Annotated in this window: 19 protein-coding genes; 12 read left to right on the top strand and 7 right to left on the bottom strand. The window is 72.4% G+C overall.

What is annotated here, in order from left to right; all coding sequences use genetic code 11:
* Positions 1-199 (top strand): hypothetical protein (locus FLV34_RS40870; RefSeq protein WP_222709708.1); only part of this gene is annotated, 199 nt, incomplete at its 5' end.
* A gap of 116 nt (positions 200-315) precedes the next feature.
* On the opposite strand, the gene FLV34_RS33430 is transcribed toward FLV34_RS40870, so the two are convergent.
* Positions 316-1,374, bottom strand: coding sequence for an ROK family protein (locus FLV34_RS33430; protein WP_261985996.1), 1,059 nt, complete (start codon positions 1,372-1,374; stop codon positions 316-318).
* A 426-nt stretch (positions 1,375-1,800) separates the two neighbouring features.
* Between FLV34_RS33430 and FLV34_RS33425 the strand changes: the two genes are divergently transcribed.
* From FLV34_RS33425 to FLV34_RS33405, 5 genes are read left to right on the top strand one after another with little or no spacing between them, the layout of a single operon-like run.
* Positions 1,801-3,246: a sugar ABC transporter ATP-binding protein gene (locus FLV34_RS33425; RefSeq protein ID WP_142648839.1), complete on the top strand. Its 1,446-nt coding sequence runs from the start codon at positions 1,801-1,803 to the stop codon at positions 3,244-3,246.
* The gene (locus FLV34_RS33420; protein WP_142648838.1) at positions 3,243-4,241 is read left to right on the top strand and encodes an ABC transporter permease; all 999 of its coding nucleotides are present in this window, start codon (positions 3,243-3,245) and stop codon (positions 4,239-4,241) included. Before FLV34_RS33425 ends, FLV34_RS33420 begins: the two co-directional genes overlap by 4 nt.
* Positions 4,238-5,179 (top strand): ABC transporter permease, encoded by a 942-nt coding sequence (locus FLV34_RS33415; RefSeq protein WP_142648837.1) that lies wholly within the window; start codon positions 4,238-4,240, stop codon positions 5,177-5,179. The genes FLV34_RS33420 and FLV34_RS33415 overlap by 4 nt, the downstream gene beginning before the upstream one ends.
* The gene (locus tag FLV34_RS33410; RefSeq protein WP_142648836.1) at positions 5,166-6,395 is read left to right on the top strand and encodes an ABC transporter substrate-binding protein; all 1,230 of its coding nucleotides are present in this window, start codon (positions 5,166-5,168) and stop codon (positions 6,393-6,395) included. Before FLV34_RS33415 ends, FLV34_RS33410 begins: the two co-directional genes overlap by 14 nt.
* A 17-nt stretch (positions 6,396-6,412) precedes the next feature.
* Positions 6,413-7,231 (top strand): sugar phosphate isomerase/epimerase, encoded by an 819-nt coding sequence (locus FLV34_RS33405; RefSeq protein ID WP_261985995.1) that lies wholly within the window; start codon positions 6,413-6,415, stop codon positions 7,229-7,231.
* Between the two features lie 144 nt (positions 7,232-7,375).
* Here FLV34_RS33405 and FLV34_RS42850 read toward each other — a convergent pair whose 3' ends face one another.
* Together FLV34_RS42850 and FLV34_RS33395 are read right to left on the bottom strand one after the other, a co-directional pair.
* On the bottom strand, positions 7,376-8,770 hold the full coding sequence (locus tag FLV34_RS42850) for a lectin (protein ID WP_147944991.1): 1,395 nt from the start codon (positions 8,768-8,770) through the stop codon (positions 7,376-7,378).
* A 254-nt stretch (positions 8,771-9,024) separates the two neighbouring features.
* Complete coding sequence (locus tag FLV34_RS33395; protein WP_147944990.1) at positions 9,025-10,692, bottom strand: MBL fold metallo-hydrolase; 1,668 nt, start codon at positions 10,690-10,692, stop codon at positions 9,025-9,027.
* 289 nt (positions 10,693-10,981) lie between these two features.
* On the opposite strand from FLV34_RS33395, the gene FLV34_RS33390 reads away from it, so the two are divergent.
* On the top strand, positions 10,982-11,659 hold the full coding sequence (locus FLV34_RS33390; protein ID WP_147944989.1) for a helix-turn-helix domain-containing protein: 678 nt from the start codon (positions 10,982-10,984) through the stop codon (positions 11,657-11,659).
* 156 nt (positions 11,660-11,815) lie between these two features.
* Positions 11,816-13,282 carry an acyltransferase gene (locus FLV34_RS33385; protein WP_147944988.1) on the top strand — a complete coding sequence of 489 codons (1,467 nt, stop codon included), beginning with the start codon at positions 11,816-11,818 and terminating at the stop codon, positions 13,280-13,282.
* Here FLV34_RS33385 and FLV34_RS33380 read toward each other — a convergent pair.
* Positions 13,203-14,366, bottom strand: coding sequence for an MFS transporter (locus tag FLV34_RS33380; protein WP_261985994.1), 1,164 nt, complete (start codon positions 14,364-14,366; stop codon positions 13,203-13,205). The two genes, FLV34_RS33385 and FLV34_RS33380, sit on opposite strands and share 80 nt — an antisense overlap.
* 174 nt (positions 14,367-14,540) lie before the next feature.
* Here FLV34_RS33380 and FLV34_RS33375 point away from each other — a divergent pair, with 174 nt between their 5' ends.
* On the top strand, positions 14,541-16,040 hold the full coding sequence (locus FLV34_RS33375) for a von Willebrand factor type A domain-containing protein (RefSeq protein WP_261985993.1): 1,500 nt from the start codon (positions 14,541-14,543) through the stop codon (positions 16,038-16,040).
* 183 nt (positions 16,041-16,223) lie between these two features.
* On the top strand, positions 16,224-17,945 hold the full coding sequence (locus FLV34_RS33370) for a DEAD/DEAH box helicase (protein ID WP_147944994.1): 1,722 nt from the start codon (positions 16,224-16,226) through the stop codon (positions 17,943-17,945).
* Positions 17,946-17,999: 54 nt separating this feature from the next.
* Here FLV34_RS33370 and FLV34_RS33365 read toward each other — a convergent pair whose 3' ends face one another.
* Positions 18,000-19,862, bottom strand: coding sequence for a cytochrome c oxidase assembly protein (locus FLV34_RS33365; protein ID WP_142648830.1), 1,863 nt, complete (start codon positions 19,860-19,862; stop codon positions 18,000-18,002).
* Positions 19,863-20,340: 478 nt separating this feature from the next.
* On the opposite strand from FLV34_RS33365, the gene FLV34_RS33360 reads away from it, so the two are divergent.
* Both FLV34_RS33360 and FLV34_RS33355 read left to right on the top strand, forming a co-directional pair.
* Positions 20,341-20,931, top strand: a complete 591-nt coding sequence (locus tag FLV34_RS33360) for an MFS transporter (RefSeq protein WP_147944987.1) — start codon at positions 20,341-20,343, stop codon at positions 20,929-20,931.
* Between the two features lie 101 nt (positions 20,932-21,032).
* Complete coding sequence (locus FLV34_RS33355; protein ID WP_142648828.1) at positions 21,033-21,758, top strand: YcnI family protein; 726 nt, start codon at positions 21,033-21,035, stop codon at positions 21,756-21,758.
* A 325-nt stretch (positions 21,759-22,083) separates the two neighbouring features.
* Here the strand turns inward: FLV34_RS33355 and FLV34_RS33350 are convergent, their stop codons facing one another.
* Both FLV34_RS33350 and FLV34_RS33345 read right to left on the bottom strand, forming a co-directional pair.
* Positions 22,084-23,301: a Dyp-type peroxidase gene (locus tag FLV34_RS33350; RefSeq protein WP_142648827.1), complete on the bottom strand. Its 1,218-nt coding sequence runs from the start codon at positions 23,299-23,301 to the stop codon at positions 22,084-22,086.
* On the bottom strand, positions 23,294-23,908 hold the full coding sequence (locus tag FLV34_RS33345; RefSeq protein ID WP_147944986.1) for a copper chaperone PCu(A)C: 615 nt from the start codon (positions 23,906-23,908) through the stop codon (positions 23,294-23,296). The genes FLV34_RS33350 and FLV34_RS33345 overlap by 8 nt, the downstream gene beginning before the upstream one ends.
* Positions 23,909-23,948: the final 40 nt, after the last annotated feature.

The following is a 23,948-nucleotide window of genomic DNA, read 5'->3' as shown; positions in this document are numbered from 1 at the left end:
CTCCAGCGTCATCTCCGACGGCTCCGGAGCTCCCACGGTGGGTCTGGAGGGCCAGGAGCTGCTGGTCTCCACCGCCAACTCCGCCGACGAGATCGGCACCTCCCAGGTCAACGCCGACCTCGCCCTGCGCACCCCGGTCGACGTCGCCGCCGGCGAATACCACTCCACCATCACGCTGTCGCTGTTCAACCAGTCCTGAACCGGCGGTGGGAGCGGAAAAGGAAAGGGCCACCCCTCCGCCGGAGGGGTGGCCCGGATATTCCGAGGCGTACGTCCGATTTATAGGTCAGACGGTAAGGCGGTATTTGACAGAAGTCACGTAGTAAATGACCGATCGACCGTTTCGGGATCCAGGATGCGCTCGATAACCATGACGGCGGCGCCGGTGACGCCCGCCCGGTCACCGAGCTCGCTCGCGCGAATGCCGAGACTCTGGGTCGCCAGTGGCAGCGAGCGGCCGTAAACCATTTCGCGCACGCCCGCCAAAAGGTGATCGCCCGCTTCGACCAGGTCGCCCCCGATCACGATCAGCGTGGGGTTGAAGAAGTTGACGATCGAGGCGAGCGCGCTGCCGACCTCTCTGCCACCCTGTCTGACAAGGCGGATGGCAAGAGAGTTGCCCTCCTTTGTCAGGCGGACGACATCCCGGCCATCGGCGACGTCGAGCCCCGCGTCGCGGAGGCGGGCGGCCAGAGCCGCGCCGCCTGCCACGGCCTCCAGGCAGCCGACGTAGCCGCAGCGGCACTGCACCTGGTCGATGGTGGGTATGCGGATGTGGCCGATGTCCCCTGCGGCGCCTCGGGCCCCGCGATGCAGCCGGCGTCCGGCGATGATGCCACAGCCGATGCCGGTGCCCACCTTGACGAAGATCAGATGCTCGACCTCGGGGTGGACGGCCCAGTGCTCGCCCAGCGTCATGATGTTCACGTCGTTGTCGACGAGCACCGGGACGCCGAGCCGCTCGCCGAGCCAGCCGGGCACGGGGAAGCCGTCCCAGCCCGGCATGATCGGCGGGCTGACCGCCGTGCCGCTCGCGTGGTCCACGGGGCCGGGGAGGCCGACGCCGACGCCGCACACGTCCGACAGCGGGCGGCCGCACTCGGCGAGCAGTTCCCGGAAGGTGTCGAGAACCCAGCTCAAGGTCGGCACGGGTCCGCGGTCGATGCGCAGGTCGGCGGCACGTTCCGCCAGGACGGCCCCGCCGAGGTCGCTGGCGGCGATTCTGGCGTGGGTGACACCGAGGTCGGCGGCCAGCACGATGCGGGCCTCACGGTGGAAGGAGAAGGCGGTGGCGGGCCTGCCGCCCGATGGAGTCGTGTCCTCGGAGGGCAGGATCAGGCGCTGGTGCAGCAGAGCGTCGATCCGCTGGGACACCGCGCTTCTTGACAGACCAGTGAGCTGGACCAGCTCAGCGCGGGTACGCGCTCGCCCGTCACGGAGGATCGAGAGTAGTGCTCCCGCTCCGGTCCCACCGGGCATGCCCTGAGCCACTGGCACTCCTTACTGCTCGACGTTTCCTTATGTTTTACCCTACTCCCCTTTTGCTTGACCAAAGTCATAAGTCGTGTATACGCTCGCGGCACTATGTAGGCGGCGCACCTAAAGTTCTGACACTCTCAGACAAGGTGCCGGGCCGGGAGCGAGTTTTATGACCTGTGTTAACGGCGTGCCCGAGCCGGGAATCCAGACCCAGCGGTACGGCAATAGCCGGGCCCTTGCTCACTTCGCCTCCGCGGGTGGCCACGCCACGCGAATCCGTGAGGCTTTTCTCCCTTCCGTTCCCGCGGCGGAGTAGACCCGATGCTGACCATGACGGGCATCGGCAAGAGCTTCTTCGGCGTCCGGGTGTTGTCCGGAGTCGACCTCGCGGTCGTGCCGGGCGAGGTCCACGCGATCGTGGGGGAGAACGGGGCGGGCAAGTCCACGCTCATGAAGATCCTCGCCGGAGTGCACGCACACGACGAGGGGACGATCGAGATCGACGGCAGGCGCGTGTCGTTCGGCCATCCGCTGGACGCCCAGCGCGCCGGCGTCGCGATCATCTATCAGGAGTTCAACCTGCTGCCCGAGCGGACCGTGTCCGAGAACGTCTTCCTCGGCAGGGAACCGATGCGGCGCGGCCTGGTCGACCGGACCGCGATGGACACCGCGACCGCCCGGCTGCTCGCCGAACTGGGTGAGGACTCCTTCGGTCCCCGGCAACCGGTCAAGCGCCTGTCGGTCGCTCAGCAGCAGGTCGTGGAGATCGTCAAGGCGCTGTCGCTCGACGCCCGGATCGTCGTGATGGACGAGCCCACCGCCGCGCTGGCCGAGCACGAGGTCGAACTGCTCTACCGGCTGGTGCGGCGCCTGCAGGAGCGAGGCATCGCCGTGCTCTACATCTCTCACCGGCTTCGCGAGGTGTTCGACCTCAGCGATCACGTGACGGTCATCAAGGACGGCAAGCTGGTCACGACGGTCGCCACCGGGGACGTCACGTCCGAGGATCTGGTCCGCCTCATGGTCGGGCGCGATCTGAACGGTTACTTCCCGCCACGCTCCACCTCGGCCGGGGAGACACGGCTCCGGGTCACCGGCGGCGGCAACGACCGGCTGCACGACATCGACCTGGAGCTGCACGCGGGAGAGATCGTCGGCATCGCAGGGCTTCAGGGATCCGGCCGATCGGAGCTGGCGAAGGCCCTGTTCGGCGCCGAGCCGTTCACCCGGGGCGAGATGACGCCGGTGCGCCCGCGCTCGGTCCGCGAGGGGATCCGGGCCGGAATCGGCCTGGTGACCGAGGACCGCAAGAGCGAGGGCCTGGCCCTGCGTCAGTCGGTGCGCGACAACGCCCTGCTCGTGACCCGCGCGATGGGCCGTGGCGCTCGCCGCAGCGGGGTGCGGGACCTGCTGGAACGTGTACGGCTCAAGCCGCCCCGCGAGGAGCAGGAGGTTCGCTACCTGTCCGGCGGCAACCAGCAGAAGGTCGTGCTCGCCAAGTGGATGACCGTCGCCCCGAAGGTGCTCCTGTTCGACGAGCCCACCCGCGGGGTCGACGTGGGCGCCAAGGCGGCCATCCACGACCTGATGCGCGAGCTGGCCGAGGACGGCATGGCGATCATGATGATCTCCTCCGAGCTGCCCGAGCTGATCGGCATGAGCGACCGCATCGTCGTGCTCCGGGAGGGCCGCATCGCGGGCACCCTCCCCGCGGGCTCCTCAGAGGAGGCCATCATGAGCCTGGCCGCGGGCGAGGTGTCCGCATGACCCCGAACGTGCTCGCCGGCCGCAGGGCCAGGTTCGCCGCGCTGGCGAACCCCACGAGTGTCGTCTTCCTGGCACTGGCCGGCGTGATCCTCGTGGGCTGGGCGCTGGTGGCCGTGGACGGCGGCCAGTTCCTCACATTGGAGACCATCGTCGGGATCCAGCAGCGCTCGGCGGCGCTCGGGATCGTCGCGGTGGGCCAGACGCTGGCCATCATGGCGGGATCGCTCGACCTGTCGGTCGCCTATCTGATCAGCCTCACCTCGCTGGTCGCGGCGGTGACCATGGCGGGCCAGGACTCCAACATCGTGCTCGCGGTCGTCGCCGTCATGGGAGTGAGCGCACTGGTCGGGCTGGTCAACGGCCTGATGATCAGCAAGTTGCGCGTGCACGCGTTCATCGCCACCCTCGGCGTCTCGCTGATCATCAAGGGAATCCTGAGCGACCTCTACGACGGCCCGGCCGGCCGGGTGCCGGAGTCCTTCCAGCACCTCGGCTACGACCGGCTCGGCCCCGTGCCCGTCTCGGCGTTGCTCTGGGCCGCGGTCGCCTTCGTCGCCTGGTTCCTGCTCAGACGGACCAAGTACGGCTACCGGGTGTACGCCGTCGGCGGTGACGTCGAGGTCGCCAGGTTGTCCGGCATCCGCACCGACCGGGTGATCGTCGTCACGCACGTGCTGTGCTCGCTCTGTGCCGGCATCGCGGGACTGCTGCTGGCCAGCAGGCTCGGCGCCGGAGCCCCGACCGTGGGAACCGACGGTGGATACGACCTCGAGTCGATCGCCGCCGTCGTCCTCGGCGGCACCGCGCTGGCCGGGGGCAGAGGCGGGGTCGCGGGCACCGTGGGCGGCGTGCTGCTGCTCGCCGTCCTGGACAGCGTGTTCAACCAGCTGGAAGTGAACTCCTTCTTCAAGGACGTCGTACGAGGCGTGGTGATCGTCGTCGCCGTCGCCGTTTACGCCCGGCGTACGGGCCTGGTCGGAAGGAGGCGGACGTGAAGCGTGCGCTGCCGATTCTCGCGGTGCTGGCGGTGCTGCTGGCCGCCATCGCGATCGTCAACCCGTTCTTCATCGAGCCTGCCGGGTTCCTGTCCTTCGTCAGGCGCGCCGCGCCCCTGGTCATCCTCGCCGCCGGGCAGTACCTGGTGATCGTCGCCGGCGAGTTCGACCTGTCGGTCGGATCGCTGGTCACCGTCGAGGTTGTCGTCGCCGCCCGCCTGATCGACGGGGACGAGGCGGCGACCTGGCCGGTGCTGGCCCTGCTGATCGTTCTCGGCCTGGTCGTCGGTCTGGTCAACGGCGCGGTGACGACACTCCTGCGCGTGCCCTCGTTCATCACCACGCTCGGCATGATGCTCGTGCTGTCCGGCGCGGTCTTCCTGTGGACGGGCGGCGCGCCGCGCGGCGCGCTCTCGGAAGCCTTCCGCATGTTCGGCAGGCAGACCGGATGGGCCGTGCTCATCCTCGTGGTCGTCGCCGTCGCGGCCGTGCTGCTGATGCGGGCCAACTTCGGCAGGACGCTCATCGCCATCGGCGACAACGAGCGCGCGGCCGCCCTGTCCGGCGTACGGGTCACCAGGGTGAGGATCATCGCCTTCATCCTCTCCGGCCTGTCCGCCGCGGTGGCCGGAATCCTGCTCGGCGGGTTCGCCGGAGTGTCCGCTCAGGTCGGCCAGGGGCTGGAGTTCCAGGCGATCACCGCGGTCGTCCTGGGCGGCGTCGTCCTCGGCGGTGGCCGCGGCACGGTCATCGCCGCGATAGCCGGGGCGTTCACCCTGGAGGCACTGTTCACCCTGCTGAACCTGTACGGCGTCTCCGGGGCGCTGAAGTTCACCGTGCAGGGCGTCATCCTCATCGCCGCCGTCGCGGCAGGAGCCATCCGTCTTCCCTTCCTCGATGCCCCGAAAGTTAAAGGAGACGCCCATGCGGTTTCGTAGACCGCTCATCCTCGCCGCTTCGGCTCTGACGGTGTTGGCCGTCGGCGGCTGCACCAGCGACAAGCCGAGCACCACCACGGCCGCCGACACGGGCGCGGACACGGCGCAGACCGCGGCCGCTTCGGCGGCGCCGGCCTCGGGAACCGGTGAGCAGTCCAAGTTCTTCGTCCAGGCCGACTACGACGCTCAGCTCGCGATGCGCTCGCAGACGCCGGAGGGGCCGGCGGACAAGCCCTGGGAGCAGGCCATCGCGCCGGAGATGGTCTCCACCGCCGACTACAAGAAGGACGGGCCTTACAACCTGTGCTTCTCCAACGCGGCGGTCGACAATCCCTGGCGGCAGGTCGGCTGGAAGACCATGCAGGCCGAGGTGGCGTTGCACAAGGAGATCTCCAAGCTCACCGCTCTCGACGCCGAGGGCAAGGACGACAAGCAGATCTCCGACATCTCCGAGCTGCAGGCCAAGGGCTGCGACGCGCTGATCGTCTCGCCCAACACCACGGCGACGCTCACTCCGGCCGTCAAGGCCGCCTGCGAGAAGGTCCCGGTCATCGTCTTCGACCGGGGCGTCGAGACCGACTGCCCGGTGACGTTCATCAAGCCGATCGGCGGCTACGCGTTCGGCGCCGACGCGGCCGAGTTCCTCGTGGAGAAGGTCCCGGCGGGCGGGAAGATCCTGGCGCTGCGCATCAGCCCCGGGGTGGACGTGCTGGAGACCCGCTGGTCGGCGGCGAAGGTCGCCTTCGACGCGAGCGGCCTCCAGGTCGTCGGCGTGGAGTTCACCGACGGCGACGCGGCCAAGGCCAAGGGCATCGTCAACGACTACATCCAGCGGCACGGCAAGCTCGACGGCGTCTGGATGGACTCGGGAGCCACATCCGTGGCCGTCGCCGAGGCGTTCGAGGACGCCGGCATGCCCGTCCCGCCGATGACCGGGGAAGACCAGCAGGACTTCCTGCGCAAGTGGAAGGACGACGGTCTCACCGCCGTCGCTCCCACGTACCCCACCTACCAGTGGCGCACACCGATCATCGCCGCCCTGAAGATCCTCAAGGGTGAGGAGGTGCCGAAGGTGTGGAACCTGCCGCAGCCCAAGATCACGCAGGAGACCCTCGACCGCTACCTGCAGCCGAACATGCCGCCGCTGCACTACGCGCTGTGCGGCTGTGAGGGGATGCCGGGATTCCCCGAGCAGTGGGGCGGTAAGAAGGGGTGAGCGCTTTCCCTCTCGGAGTGAACACGTGGGTGTGGGTGTCGCCGCTGACGGACGACGATCTCGCGTCCCTCGTTCCCCGGATCGCGGCCTGGGGGTTCGACGTCATCGAGCTGCCGGTGGAGCGGCCCGGCGACTGGGATCCCCACAAGGCCGCGGCGCTGCTGGCCGAGCACGGGCTGAAGGCGTCGGTGGTGCTGGTCATGCCGCCGGGGCGGGAGCTCGTGGCGGCCACGGCCGGGGTCGTCGAGGAGACCCAGGACTACCTGCGGCACTGCGTGGACGTGGCGGCCGTCGTGGGCTCCCCGGTGATCGGCGGGCCCGCCTACGCCTCCGTCGGCAGGACCTGGCGGATGTCGGACGACGAGCGCCGGACGGTCTACGCCGAGCTCCGGAACAACCTGGAGCCCGTGGCCGGCTACGCGGGCGAGCGAGGTGTGACGATCGCGGTGGAGCCGCTCAACCGTTACGAGACCAGTCTGCTCAACACCGTCGAGCAGGCACTCGAAGCACTGCCCGGCGGATGCGGCCTGGCGCTCGACGTCTATCACATGAACATCGAGGAGAAGGATCCGGCGCAGGCCGTACTCGCCGCGGCCGGCCGGATCGCGCACGTGCAGGTCTGCGGAACGGATCGGGGCACACCAGGCGCCGACCGCTTCGACTGGCCCGCCTTCACCCAGGCCCTGCGTGACGTGGGCTATACGGGCCCCCTCGTCTTCGAGTCCTTCACCGCCCACAACCAGACGATCGCCACCGCGGCCTCCATCTGGCGGCCGCTCGCGCCGACCCAGGACTCCCTCGCCACGGACGGCCTGGCCTTCCTCAGGTCGCTGTAGCCGGAGGTCCCTGTAACCGGAGGTCGCTGTAGCCGGAGGTCGCTGTAGCCGGCCCCGTGGTTCCCCGCCGACGGCGGGGAACCACGGGAGCCGAGCACGTACGTCACCGGGACCGCGCTGGTCGCCGGCAGCGGCCGGGGAGCGTCAGCCGCGGGTCCAGCGCTGGTTCGCGCCGCCGTTGCAGGTCCACGTCTGCACCTTGGTGCCGTTGGCCGTCTGGTTGCCGTTCACGTCCAGGCACAGGCCGGACTGGACTCCGACGATGGTGCCGGTGGAGTTGACCGTCCACTTCTGGTTGGCGCCGCCGTTGCAGTCCCAGATGCCCACCGTCCCGCCGGCCGTGGTCCGCTGGTCGAACACGTCCAGGCACTTCGTCCCGCCGAACGTGCGCAACTCCCCGGAGGAGGTGAGGGACCACTTCTGGTTGGCGCCGCCGTGGCAGTCGTAGATCTGCACGGTCGAGCCGTTGGTCGCGGCGCCGCCGGCGACGTCGAGGCAGCGCCCCGACTGGGCGCCGACGAGCGTGAAGCTCTGCGGGGCCTGCGGGGCCGCCCAGGTGCCGGTCTCCGCGTCGATGGTCCAGGAGTCGTAGAACGCGTTCATCGAGGCGGTGGAGCCGCTGATCGTGAGCGGCAGCCACACGGGCGTCGAGCTGTTGAGGTCGTTCGGGTTCCACCGGTCGCCGACGTAGAGGTACGTGGTGCCCGACGAACCCGTCACCGGCACGACGGAGGAGGTCTGGGAGTCGAACGTGCGGCTGCCGGGAGGGGCGAACGTGGTGAATCCGCTCCACGGCCCGGACAGGGAGGTCGCGGTGGCGTACGCGTTGTCGTTGGTGGACCAGCCGGTCAGGTGCGAGGCGAACAGGAAGTATCGTCCGTTCACCTTGACCATCGCCGGAGACTCCAGGTCGGCGAGCACCGCCGTCGTGCTCACCGCCTGGGTGTAGTCCGCGGAGAGCCGGTCGATGCGCAGGCCGTGGCTGCGGTCCTCGGTCAGCAGATAGGCCGTGCCGTCGTCGTCCTTGAACAGGCCCAGATCCCGGCTCTCGAATCCCAGCGGACGCGAGGAGCCGCGGTAGGTGTACGGCCCGCACGGCGTCGGGCTGGTGGCCACGCCCGCCCGCGCGTCGCTGTAGGAGGAGTTGTCGATGTGCACCCACATGACGTACTGGCCGGTCGCCGAATTGTAGATCACCTTCGGCCGTTCCACGATCCGCCCGGCGGCGAGGTCGCCGCTGCCCTGCCGGCTCAGCGCGTTGCCCACCCGGGTCCAGGTGGCCAGGTCCGTGGAGGAGTAGCAGGCGACCGCCGTGAACGTGGCGCCGGCGCTCTTGTCCTCGCCCACCATGTAGTAGGTCGAGCCGACCTTGAAGAACCCGGCGCCGTGCGCCTGCAGCCGGTTGCCCGCCGTGTCGTACCACATGACGCCGGGATGGAGCGTCACGGCGGCGGCGAACCCCGTGGCGGGCGCGAACAGCCCGGCGATCAGCAGGATGGTCGTGCCGAGGGCCGTGAACCACGCGCGGATGCGTCTCATGGGTGCCTCACCTGGGGGATGGACGGTCGGGCGTGGCCATGGGCAGAGCCGGGCGAAGCGTCGGGCGTCACGTGGTCACGGGGACGGAGTGCCGATCTTCGGCTTCGGGGCTCCCTGGACCTTAGACACGATCCGGCAACGCGATCAAGACCCGGCCCGCCCGCCTGCCGGCCCGTGCGCGATGACCTCGGCCCCGGCCGCCCGCCGGGGCAGGACGAGCCGAAACTTTCACGAGGCGGTGTCGCTACGGCCCGTCACCCGGCCGGGTCCAGTTCGAGGCCGGCGCGTGCGGCGTAGTGCATGAACTTGAACGGGTCGAGCAGCTGGTTGCGCGCGACCATCGACTCCAGCAGGCTCTGCCGCAGGCCGGCGAGCTCGGGAGTGCCGGGATGGCTGAGCAGTCCCAGGTCGACGAGGTGCAGGGCCAGCGGATGCTCGCCGCGCCGCGCGAGCTCCCGCCCCGCCGTGGCGAAGGCCGCGGCGCTCCGGCCGCCCAGCAGGTCGAGCGCGGCCGACAGCTCGGCGGAGGTGAACTGCTCGACGCCCTCGCCGCTGTGATGCCAGTAGCCGGTACGCAGGCGATGCACCCGCTGGACGAAGGTGTCACGGCTGACCAGGTACGGCATGACCGCCGCGGGATGGTCCCGGAGGACGTCGGGCAGGTGGCCGAGCCGCAGGATCTCGGCGAGCGTCAGACCGTCCGAGATCGCAGCGATGGTGATCCGCTCCAGGTCGCGCAGTGCGGCCAGCAGGCCGGGGAACGCCTCGACGGGGAAGTTCTCGGTCAGCGCCGGATGCCCGTGGACGAGCGTGCGCGGCCGCAGGTCCATGACCGTCCGCATGGCGTCGAACAGCCCCTGCGGCGAGCCCTCCGCGAGGGTCGGCGAGCCGAGATAGGGCATGCACATGTCGCCGACGAAGGCCACGTCCAGGCCGGGGAGGTGGACGACCAGCCCGTCGTCGGTCTCCCCTCCCGCGATCGGGACGAGCGTGAAGTCCACGCCGCCGATGGTCAGCTTCTCCACGGCGTCCACCAGCAGGCCGGGGGCGACGTGGGCCTGGCGGCCGTGGCCTTGGGGCAGGTAGTAGCCCAGCGGCGGCGGGCCGGAGTTCTGCAGCGCGAGCTCGCGGGGGAAGTTCGCCTGGGCGATCACCATCGCGCCGTCGGCAGTGAGGGCGTCGAGGCCGCCGACATGGTCCAGATGGGCATGCGTGAGGATCACGTGGGTGACGGGCAGCTCGGTGACCTCGCGGAGCGCGCGGAGCGCCGCGGCCGCGTGCCCCGGCGTGCTCGCCGCGTCGACGGCGACCACACCCGTGCCGGTGACGACGAAGCCGACGTCGGCGAAGTCGTAGCCCTGCGCCACGTGGACGCCCGGAGCGTGCTCGACCAGGCGCGGGGGGACGAAACGGAACCCGTCCCCGGGATTCGCCCAGTAGCCGGTGATCAGATGACCACCCCGGGCCCGGGCTCGCGCGGCGTCCTCGGCGCGTCCGAGCAGCTCGTACGCGTGTGACAGCGCCGCGTGGACGGGCCGCATGAAGCCCGGCGGGAACTGGTCCCTGACCATGAGGACGAACTCCAGGTCCGCGACGACGGTCTCCGCGCGTCCCGCGCACCCGGGCAGGCCGGCCAGGGAGATCCCGCGGTAGTAGTGGGGGAGCCCGAGGTCCAGCTCGGTGGCGGCGTCGAGCTTGGCGATCGCCGCCTCGGCCTGGCCGTCCAGCCGGGACTGGAAGGCGCCGGCGAGCGCCAGCAGCAGCCCGTCGCCCGGCGTCCGCGACGACAGCTCCGCGAAGAACCGGAACCCCTCCGCGTCGAGGCCGGCCGCCGTGAACTGGGCGGCCAGCACGATCCTGACGCGCCGGTCGGCGTTCGGCCACGTGGCGGCCCGGGACAGCGCCGCGATCTCTTCGTTCATCGGGAACCTCCGAGGAAACCCGCCCCGCCGGGGCGCCGGATGAATGCGAGGGCGGAGGGTCGCGGCGCCCGCGCCGCCGACAAGCCCGGGTCCGACGCGCTGCGCGAGCCTGCCGGCGAACGGCGCGCTTGCGGGGGAGCGAAGGGGACCGGAGCCACGGGCGGCGGGCCGAGAGACGTGCTCGCGGCCGACCGCCGTTCACGATTGGTCATGACGCACTTCTAAAGTTCTTAGACAAGAAAGTCAAGCGACAGCGTGATTGTTTCAAGTCGCTTGGTAGGCTGTGGTCATGCGTTCCTATGGTCAGTACTGCTCCGTGGCGAGAGCGCTCGACGTCGTCGGCGACCGGTGGACGTTGCTGATCGTGCGCGAGCTCCTGTCGCGTGGCCCGTGCCGCTACACCGACCTGCGTTCGGGGCTGCCGGGGATCGCCACCAACCTGCTGGCCGACCGCCTGCGCGAGCTGGAGGCCGCCGGTCTCGTGGAACGCGAGGACGCTCCGCCGCCGATCGCCGCCACCCTGTTCCGGCTCACCGATCGCGGCGCCGGCCTGGAGCCGGTGATCGACGCGCTCGGCCGCTGGGGCGTGCCTCTGATGCGCGACCACCGGCCCGAGGACGCCTTCCGCGGCCACTGGCTGCGGCTGCCCGTCCGGATGTTCCTCGCCGACCACGAGCCCGACCGGCCGGCGTCGTCGATCCAGATCCGCGCCGGGGACCAGTCCGTGGTGATCGACGCCGACGCCGGCCGGGTCTCGATGCGCCTGGGCGCCGACCCGGACGCCGACGCCACCGTCACCGGCCCGCCGCCCCGCGTCCTGGCCCTGCTCAGCGGCGGCCTCGGCCTCGCCGAAGCCGAGGAGCGGGGCCTGCGGGTCACGGGGTCACGTGAGGCCGTCCTGCGGGTCCTGCCCCGCGCCGGAACCGCCGCCGATGACTCCGCGCCTGCCGAGAGGGCCGCCTCGTAGCCGGGCGGGGACTGGAGAGCGGCCGCCGGCGCGCGCGATCGCGCGGACCTGACATAGAGGGCGGATCTGGCATAGAGGCAGGTGAACGCTCCCTGAGCGCGGCGGCGTTCAGGGAGTGTTTACGTTTCACCCAGGTTGACCCTCTACCCTGACCGGATGTTCGTCGATGCCGTGGAAAGGAACCGGACCCGTCTCAGGGAGGAGGCGTCACCCGCGCGGTCGCAGCCGTCGTCGTCGGCGCCGCGACAGGGATGGCTGGACGCGTTACGCGGCGTGGCCGCGCTCGTCGTGGTGTTCGAGCACTGCCTCGACGGCCTGTTTCCCGAGGTGCGCGCGGGCGCGAGCCAGTGGTTCAACTTCGGCCAATATGGCGTGCTCGTGTTCTTCCTCGTCAGCGGCTACGTGGTGCCGGTCTCGCTGGAACGGCGCGGCAGCGTCGGCGGGTTCTGGATCACCCGGGTCTTCCGCCTCTATCCCCTGTGGCTCGTCGCCGCCGCGGCCGGGACGGTGTTCGGGGCGGTGGGCGTGTACGCGACGCTGCCGGACCAGCTGGCCGACAACCCGGGCATCTCGGCCCTGGCGCACCTGACCATGCTGCAGGACCTCCTCCAGGTGGTCAGCGTCGTCAACGTGTTCTGGACGCTGTCGTACGAGATGGTCTTCTACCTGCTCGTGACCGCGCTGTTCGTGCTGGGCGCGCACCACGCGGGGGCGCCCCGTGCCGGCGGGCGCCGCACCGGCATGCACCGGGTCGGCGCCATCGGCATGCTCGCCTTCGCGGCGGCGGCCGTCACCGTGGGCGGGCTGCTTCCGGCGGGCGCGCTGTCGAGAGGCGCGGGCACCGCCCAGGTCGTGGTGATCACGGCGGTCGTGCTGCTCGTGGCGGCCGCGTCGCTGGCCTTCCGCGGACGGCTGCGCGTGTGCGGCACCGCGGCCGCCGCCGTGCTGGCTCTCGTGCTGCTCGGCGCCAACAGCCGGGTCGGGGCCTGGGAGAGCCTCGCCATCCTCGCGACCATGTTCGCCGGCACCGTGCTCTACCGGCTCGACCAGGGACAACTGCGCTGGAAGAGGAGCGGATGGGCGCTGGCGTGCGTGCCGGTGGCGTCCATCGCCGCCGCGTGGGCCTTCGGCCCCGGCTGGGGCATGCCCGACGACGAGGCGCTGGCGTTCACCTGGGGCTGGTCCACGGCGGTCGCGGCGGCCTGGGCCACCTTCTTCGCCGCCCGTTTTCTGCGGCGCCGGCGGATGCCGCGCGCGCTCGTGGGGCTCGGCCTGATCAGCTACTCGGTCTATCTGCTGCATCCCCTCGCCGTGCAGGTGCTCCGGCGGCTGACGACGGACCCGGCCCGCTTCTCCCTCACCGAACGCCTGGTCATGGGCGTCCTGCTGCTCGGGGTGGTGCTCGCCTGCTCCGCGCTGACCTACCGCGCCGTCGAGCGCCCCGCCCAGTCCCTGGGCCGTCACCTGGCCCGCAGCGTACGCTCCCGGACACTTCCGGCAGACGCCCGTACGGCGGAAACGCGTACGGCGGGCCCGGCCGGTGTCAGGCCGCCTGGACGGCCTCCCGGGCCGGGGGCGCGAGCCTGCCCGCGCCCAGCAGGACCGCCAGGAGCAGCACGGTGACCAGCGCGAACGAGGCGGGAAGCTCGGTCAGCGTGGCGATCCCGCCGATGGCGCTCGGCGCGACGAACCCCGACGCGTAGCTCACCGTGGCCGCGCCCGCGACGCCCTCGCTCGGCGACGACCCGACGTTGCCCGCCGCCGCGAACACCAGCGGGACGACCACGGCGATCCCCACGCCGATCAGCATGAACCCGGCGACCGCCGGCACCGGGGTCCGGGAGACCACGACGAGCAGCCCGCCGAGCGCCGCCAGCGCCGCGCTGCCGCGCACGGTCGCCACCGGCCCCAGCCGCCGCACCACGGCGTCGCCGCACAGCCGGCCCGCGGCCATCATGCACGCGAAGGCCGTGTACGCCGCGGCGCCCACCGCCTGCGACGCGCCCGCGACCTGGCGGAGGTAGACGGCGCACCAGTCCTGGGCGGCGCCCTCGGCGAACACCGCGCAGAAGCCCACCAGCCCGATGACGAGCACTCCGCGCTGCGGGAGCACGAAATGGGGCGGGGCCGGCACGTCCTCACCCGCCCGCAGGTCGAGCAGCGGCGGTCCGGCGGCCAGGGACACGAGGAACAGCACGACCGCCATGCCGCCCAGATGGAGCCGGGCGTCGAGGCCGGCGCTCGCCGCCAGCGTGCCCACGCCGCCGCCCACGAGCGTCCCCACACTCCACATGCCGTGCAGCCCGGACATGATCGAACGGCCGAGCCGCTGCTCGACCTCCACCCCCTGGGCGTTCATCGCGACGTCGGCGATGCCGGCCACCGCGCCGAACAGCAGGAGCGCCACGCACAGCAGGGGCAGGTCCGGCGCCATCGGGGGCAGGGCGAGGAACAGGCACCACAGGCCGATCCCGGCACGGGTGACGGCCCGCACGCCGAACCGGTGCGTGAGGCGGCCCGCGGTCGACATCGCGAGGATGGACCCGGCCGCGGGCGCGAGCAGGGCGAGCCCGAGCCCGCCCGGCCCCACACCGACATGGTCCTGGACCCAGGGGATGCGGGAGGCGAAGCCGCCGGTCACCGCCCCGTGCAGGGCGAACATGACCGACACCGCGAACCTGGCCCGTCTCAGCTCCCGAAGATCCACTATGACACGGTATGCGTTCCCGGGCCGGTGCGGAAAGCGACTTCTGGGACAGCCGTGACGCGCCGGGCGTCGATGATCACGAGGCGGGCACGGTTCGCCCTCACTTGGATGTCCGAGGCGGCGTGCGGATGTCCGGGGTCCGTCCTAGGGAGTGGACCGACCTTGGAGGCGCATGTGAAGAAATCCGGCCCGATCCTCGCGGCCCTGACCATGATCGCCCTGCTGTTCGTCGCCGCCTGCTCCGGCGTGCCGTCCGCCTCGGACGCCGGGGCCCGGGCACCGGTCGCCCCGCCGGGCGTCCCCGACTCCGCCCGGCACGACGACACCGGTGACGAGCCGTCCGCTCTCGACCGGGACGAGGGAGCGCACAGCGCGGAGGAGCCGTCGACCTTCGCCCTCGACGTCGACACGGCCTCCTACGGCTACGCCCGCCGTGCCCTGGAGGAGGGACGCCTGCCGGACCCCGGGCAGGTGCGTACGGAGGAGTTCGTCAACGCCTTCCGCCAGGACTACGCGGAGCCGGAGGACGACGGCTTCGCCGTCCACATCGACGGGGCCAGGATGCCCGACAGGAGGACGGCGCTGCTGCGCGTCGGCCTGCAGACCCGCGAGCCGGACCCGTCGGAGCGGCGGCCCGTCAGCCTCACCTTCGTGGTGGACGTCTCCGGGTCGATGGCCGAGCCCGGCAGGCTCGACCTCGTGCGCCGGGCGCTGCACACGCTCGTCGACCAGCTCGTGCCCGGCGACCAGGTGTCCATCGTGTCCTTCCGCGAAGAGGCCCAGGTGATCGCGGAGACGACGGCGGTCACCCGCCGGTCCGAGCTGCATGAGGCCATCGACAGGCTGAACGCCGGGGGATCGACCAACCTGGCGGACGGCCTCGAGACCGGATACCGCCTCGCGGCCGGCTCCTTCAGGCAGGACGCCACCAACCGCGTCGTCCTGCTCTCCGACGGCCTGGCCAACACCGGCGACATCGCCTGGCAGACCATCCTCGGCCGGGTGAGCGAGCACGCCGGCAAGAAGATCACCCTGCTGTGCGTGGGCGTCGGCCGCGAGTACGGCGACGAGCTCATGGAGCAGCTCGCCGACCGGGGCGACGGCGCGGCCGTCTACGTCTCCACCGAAGACGACGTGCGCAAGGCGTTCACCGAACGGCTCACCACCACCCTGGAGGTGCGTGCCCGGGACGCCAAGGCGCAGGTGACCTTCAATCCCTCGGCGGTCGAGTCGTACGCGCTCCTCGGATATGAGAACCGCGCGCTGACCTCGGAGGACTTCCGCGACGACAGCAAGGACGGCGGGGAGATCGGCCCCGGCCACTCGGTCACCGCGCTCTATCGGGTGCACCTGCGCCCGGGTGCCGACGGCCGGCTCGCCACCGCCACCGTGCGCTGGCTCGACCCCGACACCCGGCGGCCGTCCGAGGCCGACCGGAGCGTCGACGTGTTCGCGCTGGCCCCGGCCCTGTGGGGGAGCGCCTCCGTCCGTCTCCAGGTGGACGCCGTGGCCGCCGACTTCGCCGAGCACCTGCGCGGCCGGTGGTCCGGGAAGAGCGGGACGTGGAGCTTCGGCGAGCTGATCGACCAGGCCGACCGCCTGGCGGCGCGGACCGACGACCCCGCCGTGACCGAACTGGCCACGTTGCTGCGCAGCGCCCGCGACCTGGGCTGACGGCCTTCAGACGGGCGGCGGCACGCGGCCCGGCCCACCGTGGCACACACCGGTGCGCCGGGCCGCGTGCCGGGGGCGGCGTTCGGGGTAAGGGCGGAAAGACCATAGGGTCGTCCCGTGCACATTCGCCCCGCCACAGGCCGGGACCAGGAGCAGGACCAAGAGCAGGACCAGGAGCAGGACATGGTCGAGAACGAGACCGACGAAGGACCCGGATTCGCCGATCTGGCGCTGGGCCCCGAGCTCCTGAAGGCCTTGACCGGTCTCGGTTACGAGGAGCCCACGCCCATCCAGCGGGAGGCCATCCCGCCGCTTCTGGAGGGCCGCGACCTCCTCGGGCAGGCCGCGACCGGCACGGGCAAGACCGCCGCGTTCGCCCTGCCCATGCTCCAGCGGCTGCACGCCGGCCTCCACCCGGCGGCCATGGAGAACGGCGGCGGCGAGCCCGCGGGGCTGGTGCTGGTGCCCACCCGCGAGCTGGCCGTACAGGTGTCGGAGGCCATGCACCGCTACGGCCGCGACCTCGGCACGCGGGTGCTGCCCATCTACGGCGGCCAGCCGATCGGGCGGCAGCTGCGGGCGCTGGAGCGCGGCGTGGACGTCGTCGTCGCCACCCCGGGCCGGGCGCTCGACCACATCGGCAGGGGCACCCTGCCGCTCAAGGGCCTGCGCATGGTCGTCCTCGACGAGGCCGACGAGATGCTCGACATGGGCTTCGCCGACGACATCGAGGCGATCCTCCAGGACACCCCGGAGGACCGGCAGACCGTGCTGTTCTCCGCGACCATGCCGCCGCGCATCGACGGCATCGCCCGCCGTCACCTGCGCGAGCCGGTGCGGATCAGGATCGAGCGGGAGCAGCCCGCCGCCGGTGAGGCCCCGCTGATCCGGCAGAGCGCCTACATCGTGACGCGGGCGTACAAGCCGGCCGCGCTCGGCCGCGTGCTCGACGTGGAGGCCCCCACCGCGGCGATCGTCTTCTGCCGCACCCGTGAGGAGGTCGACAGCCTCACCGAGACCATGAACGGCCGCGGCTACCGCGCCGAGGCCCTGCACGGCGGCATGGGCCAGGAGCAGCGCGACCGCGTCATGGGCCGGCTGCGCAGCGGGACGGCCGACCTGCTCGTCGCGACCGACGTGGCCGCGCGCGGCCTCGACATCGAGCAGCTCACCCACGTCATCAACTACGACGTGCCGTCCGCGCCCGAGTCGTACGTGCACCGCATCGGCCGGGTGGGCCGGGCCGGGCGCGAGGGCGTCGCGATCACGCTCGCCGAGCCGCGTGAGCACCGCATGCTCAAGACCATCGAGCGCGTCACCCGCAGCAAGATCACGGTCGAGAAGGTGCCGACGGTGGCCGACCTGCGCGCCCGGCGGCTGGAGCTGACCAGGGCCGCCCTGCAGGAGAGCCTCATGGAGGACGGCGACCTCGACCGCTTCCGCGTGGTGGTCGAGACGCTCGCCGACGAGTTCGACCTGGTCGACATCGCGCTCGCGGCGGTCAAGCTCGCCCACGAGTCGACCGGCGCCGCCGCGGACGAGGAGGAGATCCCCGAGGTCACGCCGCGCCCGCAGCGGGCCGAACGCGGCGGACCGCGCGACGACAGGTCCGGCCGCGACGAGCGGCGCGGACGGCGCGGGGGCGGCGCGATGAGCCGCGTCTTCGTCGGCGCGGGCCGCAGCGCGGGCGTGCGTCCCCAGGACATCGTCGGCGCGATCACCGGGGAGACCCGGGTCAGCGGGCGCGAGATCGGGGCGATCGAGATCGCCGACCGGTTCACCCTGGTCGAGATCCCGGACGGCGCGGTGGACGAGGTGGTCACGGCGCTGCGCCGCACGACGATCAAGGGCAGGAAGCCGATCGTGCGCAGGGACCGCGACGGCGCCCCCCGCGGCCGCCGCTGACCTTCCCGAGAGGCCGCCCCGGCCTTTCCCAGGAGGGCCTTCCCGGGATGCCCGTCAGCGGGCGCCCACGGACCTGCCTGAGCGGGTGGCGGCGGCGGTCCTGTGCCGCGCCGCCCGCCAGCGGACCAGCAGCAGCACGAGCAGGCCCGCGAGGACGGCGGCGGTCACACCGGTGCCGAGCTGCGCCCCCAGCCGCTGGTCGGCCGCCCGCTCCGGCGCCCACGGCAGCCCGAGCGCCGCGTACCACTCCGGCGCCTGCGCCGGCCCGGCCAGCACCACCAGGCCCGTCCACGCGCGTACGGCGATAGCCCCGGCGAGCATCCAGGCCCGCACCTGCGGCCGGATCGCGTGGGGGAGCGGGTCCACGCCGACGGCCACCGCGAGGAACAGCACCGCGGTGATGGTCACCACCGTCTGCGCGGCCAGCCGCAGGGCGAGGCTCGGCTGGGCGTCCCCGAACAGGCCGGTCAGATACAGCGCCGGATAGGGCAGCGCGTACAGGGCCAGCGCCGTCACCGGGTGGGACAGCGCACGGCCGACGGGACCGTGGCCGGGGTCCGCGTCCGGACGCACCCGCCGCCACAGCGTCACCGGGGCGCCGAACACGAGCAGCACGGGGCCCACGGCGCCGAGCAGCGCATACTGCGCCGCGTGCGCGGAGAACAGCGCGGGCGCGTACGCCGCCACGCCTCCCGAGGTGGCATAAGCGATCACGGCCAGACCGGCCACCCAGGAGACGGTCCGCCCGGCCGGCCACCGCCCGTCCTCTCCGGCGGCGCGCGACAGCCGCCGTACGCCGGACAGGTACGCCGCGAGGGCGGCGGCCAGCAGGAGCAGCGCGATCGGGTCGGGCCGCGCCTCGGTGACGAGCGAGCCCGGGGTGAGGGGAGGCAGGGCGTAGCCCAGGGCGTCGTGCTGGTGCACGGCCGTCTCGGTGGGCGGCGGGGGCGTGCGTCCCAGCGCGACGGCAAGGCCCAGCGTGCCGGCCATCACCGCGATCTCGCCGCAGGCGAGGCGGAGGAACGGCGCACGGGCGCCGCCGGAGTCCATCGCTTCGATGGTCCTGCGCCGGTGCCGCCACCCGAACCAGCCGAGCACCACCAGTGCGGCGATCTTCGCAAGCACGAGCAGGCCATAGCGCGACTGCCACAGCAGGGGCAGCGAGCCGAGCCGCACCCAGGCGTTGAGGGCGCCGGACGCCCCGACGGCGGCGAAGCAGCCCAGCGCGAGCGTGCTGAAACGGCGCACGGCGACCGTGAGCCCGGGCGCGGCGCGCAGGTGTGCCACGAGGGCGTACAGGCCGCCGATCCACAGCGCGACGGCCGCGACGTGCGCCATCAGGCTCAGGACGGCGAGGTTGTGGTCGGCCGCCGAGGCGGAGTGGCCCACGTACGCCGGGGGCAGCACCGCGAAGAGCGCCACCGCGAGCAGCGTGAGCCGCAGCACGGGACCATCCGGCAGGAGCGTCCCTCCGGCGACCGCCAGGGCCGCGAGCGTCACCGTGAGGAACGCCTGGCCCTGCGGGATGTGGAGGAGGAAGGCGGGCAGCGCGCCGGAGCGCAGCGCGTCGCCCGGAGGCAGCCCGAGGAAGTCCGACAGCGTCAGGACCTCGGTGACCGCCGCGCTCGCCGCCCAGCCGAGCGCCCAGTCCCCGGCCGCCCGCATGACGGTCCGGCCGCTGGAGGGGGCCAGCACGACGGCCGCCAGCAGGGTCCCGACCGTGGCGACGGCGCAGGCGTCGTGGACGAGGCGTATGACAGGCAGGCCCCAGGTGGTCAGGGCGCCGGGGGAGGGCAGCCCCTGGATCGCCGGTTGCGGTCTGCCGCCGCCGAACCACAGGGCGAGCCCCAGCAGGGCGAACGCCGTCGCGGCGACGGCGGGGACGACTACGCCGCGGTGGCGCGGGGGAGGTGTCATCGTCGGCGTCCTCGGCTCGTTGATCACTTGCGAGTATGGCCGAAAGGTCGTCTTCTGGGGAGCCCCCAAACGGCAGGAACGTCCGAAACCGCTCGATGTCAGGATTTAGCCGTTATGTCGGGCTGAAATGTTCAACACCCTTCGGGGCCGGTGTCGGAGCTCTCTCAGGGGCGCCGGTCTCGCAGGATGCCGGGGGTCTCTCAGGGGCGCCGGGGGCGAGCCGATCCGTTCGCGCATGTCTCACAGGGCCGGACACGAGACGCAGGCCGCTGCCGGCGGGGTCCGTCCCTTGTGGCGAGCGGCACGATCGGCGGGTCGCCGCGCGATGGAGCGCGGCGACGCACGCCAACGCCGCGCCGCGTCCCATCCCGCACCACCGCGGGCCGTTCGAGATCTTGTGGCACGCCTCGCCGTGCTGGGTCGCAAGATCGGCGGTGGACCGGCCGAGATCGCCGGGGGGTGAGACAATCCCCGCGTCATGCGCGCCACGCTCTCCTTCCGGCTCCTGCGGTCGGCCTCCTTCTCCGCCGTCTGCGTGCTCCTCGCGGTCGGCGCGCACCGGTTCGCCGGGGGAGGCGGGCCGACGCCCGCCGCGCTCCTCACGGGGATGCTCACGGTGACGGCCGGTGCGGCCGTCGCGGCGGGCCGGGAACGGTCACCCCAGGCGATCATCGGCCTGCTCGTCGGCGCCCAGGCGTTCCTGCACGTCCTCCTCGACCTGACGGGATCCGGCGCGGCGTCGTACCCCACCTGGCACGGCGGCCTGACCGCGCAGACCGGGATGTTCACCGCCCACCTCACCGCGGCGCTGCTCACCGGATTGTGGCTGTCGCGCGGCGAGGAGACCCTGTGGTCCGTGCTGCGCGCGGCCGGCGCCAGGGCGGTCCGCTGCCTGCGGGCGGTGGCCGTGCTGGCACGCGCGCTGCTGGCGCTGCGGGGGGCCGATCTCGCCGGCACCGGACGTCCCCGTCCGCCCGCGGCGCCGGGCTCCATGCGCGCACCCCGCGCCGCGGTCGTGCTGCGGCACGCGGTCAATCGCCGCGGGCCGCCGCTTCTCCTCGTCTCCTGAGCTTCACGCGCGAGCGACGCGTATCTCCCCACGGGACCCGCGAGTTCCCAGAGGGCCATGCTCGTGCGCCTCCGTAATCTCGCAGACGACTGGAGAACCCCATGACCTCGTACGTCCGTCGTGCGGCCACCGTCACGGCCGGTGCCCTCGCGCTCACCATCGGTCTCGCCGTGCCCGCCCTCGCCCATGTCACCGTCAACCCCGGCACCGCCGTAAAGGGCTCCTGGACGAAGCTCGCCTTCCGGGTGCCCAACGAGCGTGACAACGCCTCGACCACCAAGGTGGAGGTCGACTTCCCCACCGACAACCCGCTGCCGTTCGTCTCGGTTCGCCCGGTGCCCGGATGGGACGTCAAGCTCACCCGCGGCAAGCTGCCCAAGCCCGTCGTCTCGGACGCGGGCGACACGATCACCGAGTCGGTGCTGAAGATCACCTGGTCCGGCGGGAAGGTCGGGTCGGGCCAGTTCCAGGAGTTCGAGGTGTCGGTCGGCCCGCTGCCGAAGAGTGTCGACACGCTGGCGTTCCCCACGGTCCAGACCTACTCGAACGGTGAGGTCGTCAAGTGGGCGGACGCGCCGAAGGCCGATGGGTCCGAGCCCGACCACCCCGCGCCGACGCTCAAGCTGGTCGCTGCCGAGGAGGGGGAGGGCGACGAGGACGGCGAGGCCCCCGCCTCGCCGGCCGCGGCCCCCGTCGTCGCGGCTGTGGCGAGTGAGGACCAGGGCGGGAACAACACCCCGGCCCTGGTGCTCGGCGGCCTGGGCCTCGTCGCCGGACTGGTCGGAGCCGGGGCGGGCGTCACAGCGCTGCGCCGCTCACGCGGCTGATCCGCCCTGCCGCCGCCCGGAACGCTTTCGGGTCGGCGGCCACTACACAGGAGCCCCTTGTCGGCAGCGCGGCCGACAAGGGGCTCCCTTCTCCTGAGCAGATCCGGGGCGGACCCGGCGGCCGGGAGGGGCCCTTCCTTCCGAGCGAGCCCCGCGGCCGGGCCCAGCCCGGACCCTGCCCGTGATCCCGCCCCGTGATCCCGCCCCGTGATCCCGCCCCGTGATCCCGGCCGTGCCCGCCGCAGGCGCGGCGGTCAGGGCTGGGCGGTCAGGACTGGGCGGTCAGGACTGGGCGGTGAGGGCTGGCGATCAGGACGCGGGGCGGTCAGGACAGAAGAGTCTCGCCGATCCAGCCGTCAGGGGCACACCCAGGCGGTACGGCGAAGACGGCCGACCCGATGGGGGTGATCCACTGGTTCAACAGATCGACCTCCGCGAGCCGCCGCTGGATCGGGACGAACTGCCGCTCCACGTCGGCCTGGTAGGACGCGAACAGCAGACCGGCGTCCGGCCGCCCCTCCGGGCTGAGGCCGTCCTCGTAGTTGTAGGCCCGGCGCAGGATTCGCATGCCCGGGTCGGTTACCCGGGCCCGGCGGATGTGCGCGTACTCGGAGATCACCGGCAGGCCCGACGGGCCGACTGCGGCGAAGTCGGGCTCGTCGGCCTCGGCCCGGCCGGTCAGTGGCGCGCCGGTGTCCAGCCGCCGTCCGACACTGAACTCCTTGGCCGCCCGGTCCGCGGCATCCCATTTCTCCAGGTCCATCCGGATGCGACGGAGCACCAGCGTGGTGCCGCCCCGCAGCCACCCGTCGCGCACCCACACGGCCCGGTCGAAGTCCGGCGATCCCGGCCGGGGGTTGACCGTGCCGTCGAGCTGGCCCATCAGGTTGCGCTGGGTCGTCCCCGGCGCGCGCACCTGCGGGCTCTGCCGGAAGCCTTGCTGCGTCCACCGTACGGTCGCGAACGAGCGGGCGTCCCTGACGAGCACGCGCAGCGCGTGCGCCAGCGTGACGCGGTCGTCAGCGCAGACCTGGACCAGCAGGTCGCCGCCGCTCCAGCGGGGCTGAAGGGCGTCGACCTTGAACGCCGGAAGCGGCCGTGGCGCGAGATGCCCGGCCCCGGCCGCCTCGAACAGCCCGGGGCCGAACCCGAACGTGACGGTGAGCCGCGCGGGCAGCAGCGCCAGCTCGGCATCGGTGTCCGCGAGGGCGGGCTCGCCCCGCGTCAGCCGCCGCGCGTCGTCGGTGAGCAGCCGCATCAGGCGCGCGAGCGCCGCGCGGTCGGTCCCAGGCCGCAGGTCGAACCCGGCGAACACCGCGAAGGTCTGCGGAGACGTCGCGATGCCCGCCTGGTGGACGCCGTGGAAGGGCTCGACGGCCGCACCGCCGGGGAGGGGCGTCTGCCGCCCGGCAGACGCCCGCCCTGCCGCCTCCTGTACGGCCGAGACCGGGGCGCAGGCCGCCGCCGCGGCGGCGACGGCCCCGCCCGCGAGCAGGCCGCGCCGGGTCAGCCGCCGTCCCGCCGGAAGTCCGCTCTCACTCATGAGGGGCGTAGGACTCGTTGGCGCCGGCGAAGTCCTTGGCCACCGCGGTGAAGGACACGGTCTTGCCGCCCTTCAGGGTGAGCGTGAAGGGCACCTCCGTGCCGGGCTCGATGGCCGTGCGGACGTTCATCAGCATGATGTGGTCGCCGCCGGGCTGGAGCACGTGCCGGCCACCGGCCGGGATCACGATCCCGCCCTCCTTGCGGCGCATGGTCGTCGTGCCGCCGTCTCCGACGACCTCGTGCAGCTCCACGGACGGGGAGACGGGAGTGCTCGCCGCGACGACGGTCACCGCTGCGCCGGTGGTGTTGACGAGCGTGGCGAAGGCGGCGCTCATCCCGGAGCGGGCCGTCTTCACCCACGGGTCGATGATCGACAGTGGGGCAGCCGCCGCGGCCGGGTCTTGCGCCGCGGCCGGCGCGGCGGTGGCGGCCCCAGTGTCGGGCAGGGCGCCGGACAGGGCGCCGGACAGGGCGCCGGACAGGGTGTCGGGTCGGGTGCCGGAGGGAGCGCCGTTTGGCGTGCCGGACGGCGCGGCACAGGCCGCTGCGGCGAGGAGGGCGGCCAGCGCCGCCGGAAGCATGCGGTTGATGGTCGTGATGGTCATGCGGAAGCCTTCTCTCGGTCGTCCGGCGGGCATGCGGGCG

The organism is Microbispora sp. CSR-4 (assembly GCF_008033685.1).
Taxonomy (GTDB): domain Bacteria; phylum Actinomycetota; class Actinomycetes; order Streptosporangiales; family Streptosporangiaceae; genus Microbispora.
Note: the sequence above shows the minus strand (reverse complement) of the source record. Positions and strands in the feature narration are given on the sequence as shown.

Coding starts and splice junctions, on each gene's coding strand:
- FLV34_RS33395 (WP_147944990.1), bottom strand. CDS start 10,692: ATGAACGAAGAGATCGCGGCGCTGTCCCGGGCCGCCACGTGGCCGAAC.
- FLV34_RS42850 (WP_147944991.1), bottom strand. CDS start 8,770: ATGAGACGCATCCGCGCGTGGTTCACGGCCCTCGGCACGACCATCCTG.
- FLV34_RS33345 (WP_147944986.1), bottom strand. CDS start 23,908: ATGACCATCACGACCATCAACCGCATGCTTCCGGCGGCGCTGGCCGCC.
- FLV34_RS33390 (WP_147944989.1), top strand. CDS start 10,982: ATGCGTTCCTATGGTCAGTACTGCTCCGTGGCGAGAGCGCTCGACGTC.
- FLV34_RS33425 (WP_142648839.1), top strand. CDS start 1,801: ATGCTGACCATGACGGGCATCGGCAAGAGCTTCTTCGGCGTCCGGGTG.
- FLV34_RS33420 (WP_142648838.1), top strand. CDS start 3,243: ATGACCCCGAACGTGCTCGCCGGCCGCAGGGCCAGGTTCGCCGCGCTG.
- FLV34_RS33370 (WP_147944994.1), top strand. CDS start 16,224: ATGGTCGAGAACGAGACCGACGAAGGACCCGGATTCGCCGATCTGGCG.
- FLV34_RS33355 (WP_142648828.1), top strand. CDS start 21,033: ATGACCTCGTACGTCCGTCGTGCGGCCACCGTCACGGCCGGTGCCCTC.
- FLV34_RS33410 (WP_142648836.1), top strand. CDS start 5,166: ATGCGGTTTCGTAGACCGCTCATCCTCGCCGCTTCGGCTCTGACGGTG.
- FLV34_RS33350 (WP_142648827.1), bottom strand. CDS start 23,301: ATGAGTGAGAGCGGACTTCCGGCGGGACGGCGGCTGACCCGGCGCGGC.
- FLV34_RS33360 (WP_147944987.1), top strand. CDS start 20,341: ATGCGCGCCACGCTCTCCTTCCGGCTCCTGCGGTCGGCCTCCTTCTCC.
- FLV34_RS33365 (WP_142648830.1), bottom strand. CDS start 19,862: ATGACACCTCCCCCGCGCCACCGCGGCGTAGTCGTCCCCGCCGTCGCC.
- FLV34_RS33385 (WP_147944988.1), top strand. CDS start 11,816: ATGTTCGTCGATGCCGTGGAAAGGAACCGGACCCGTCTCAGGGAGGAG.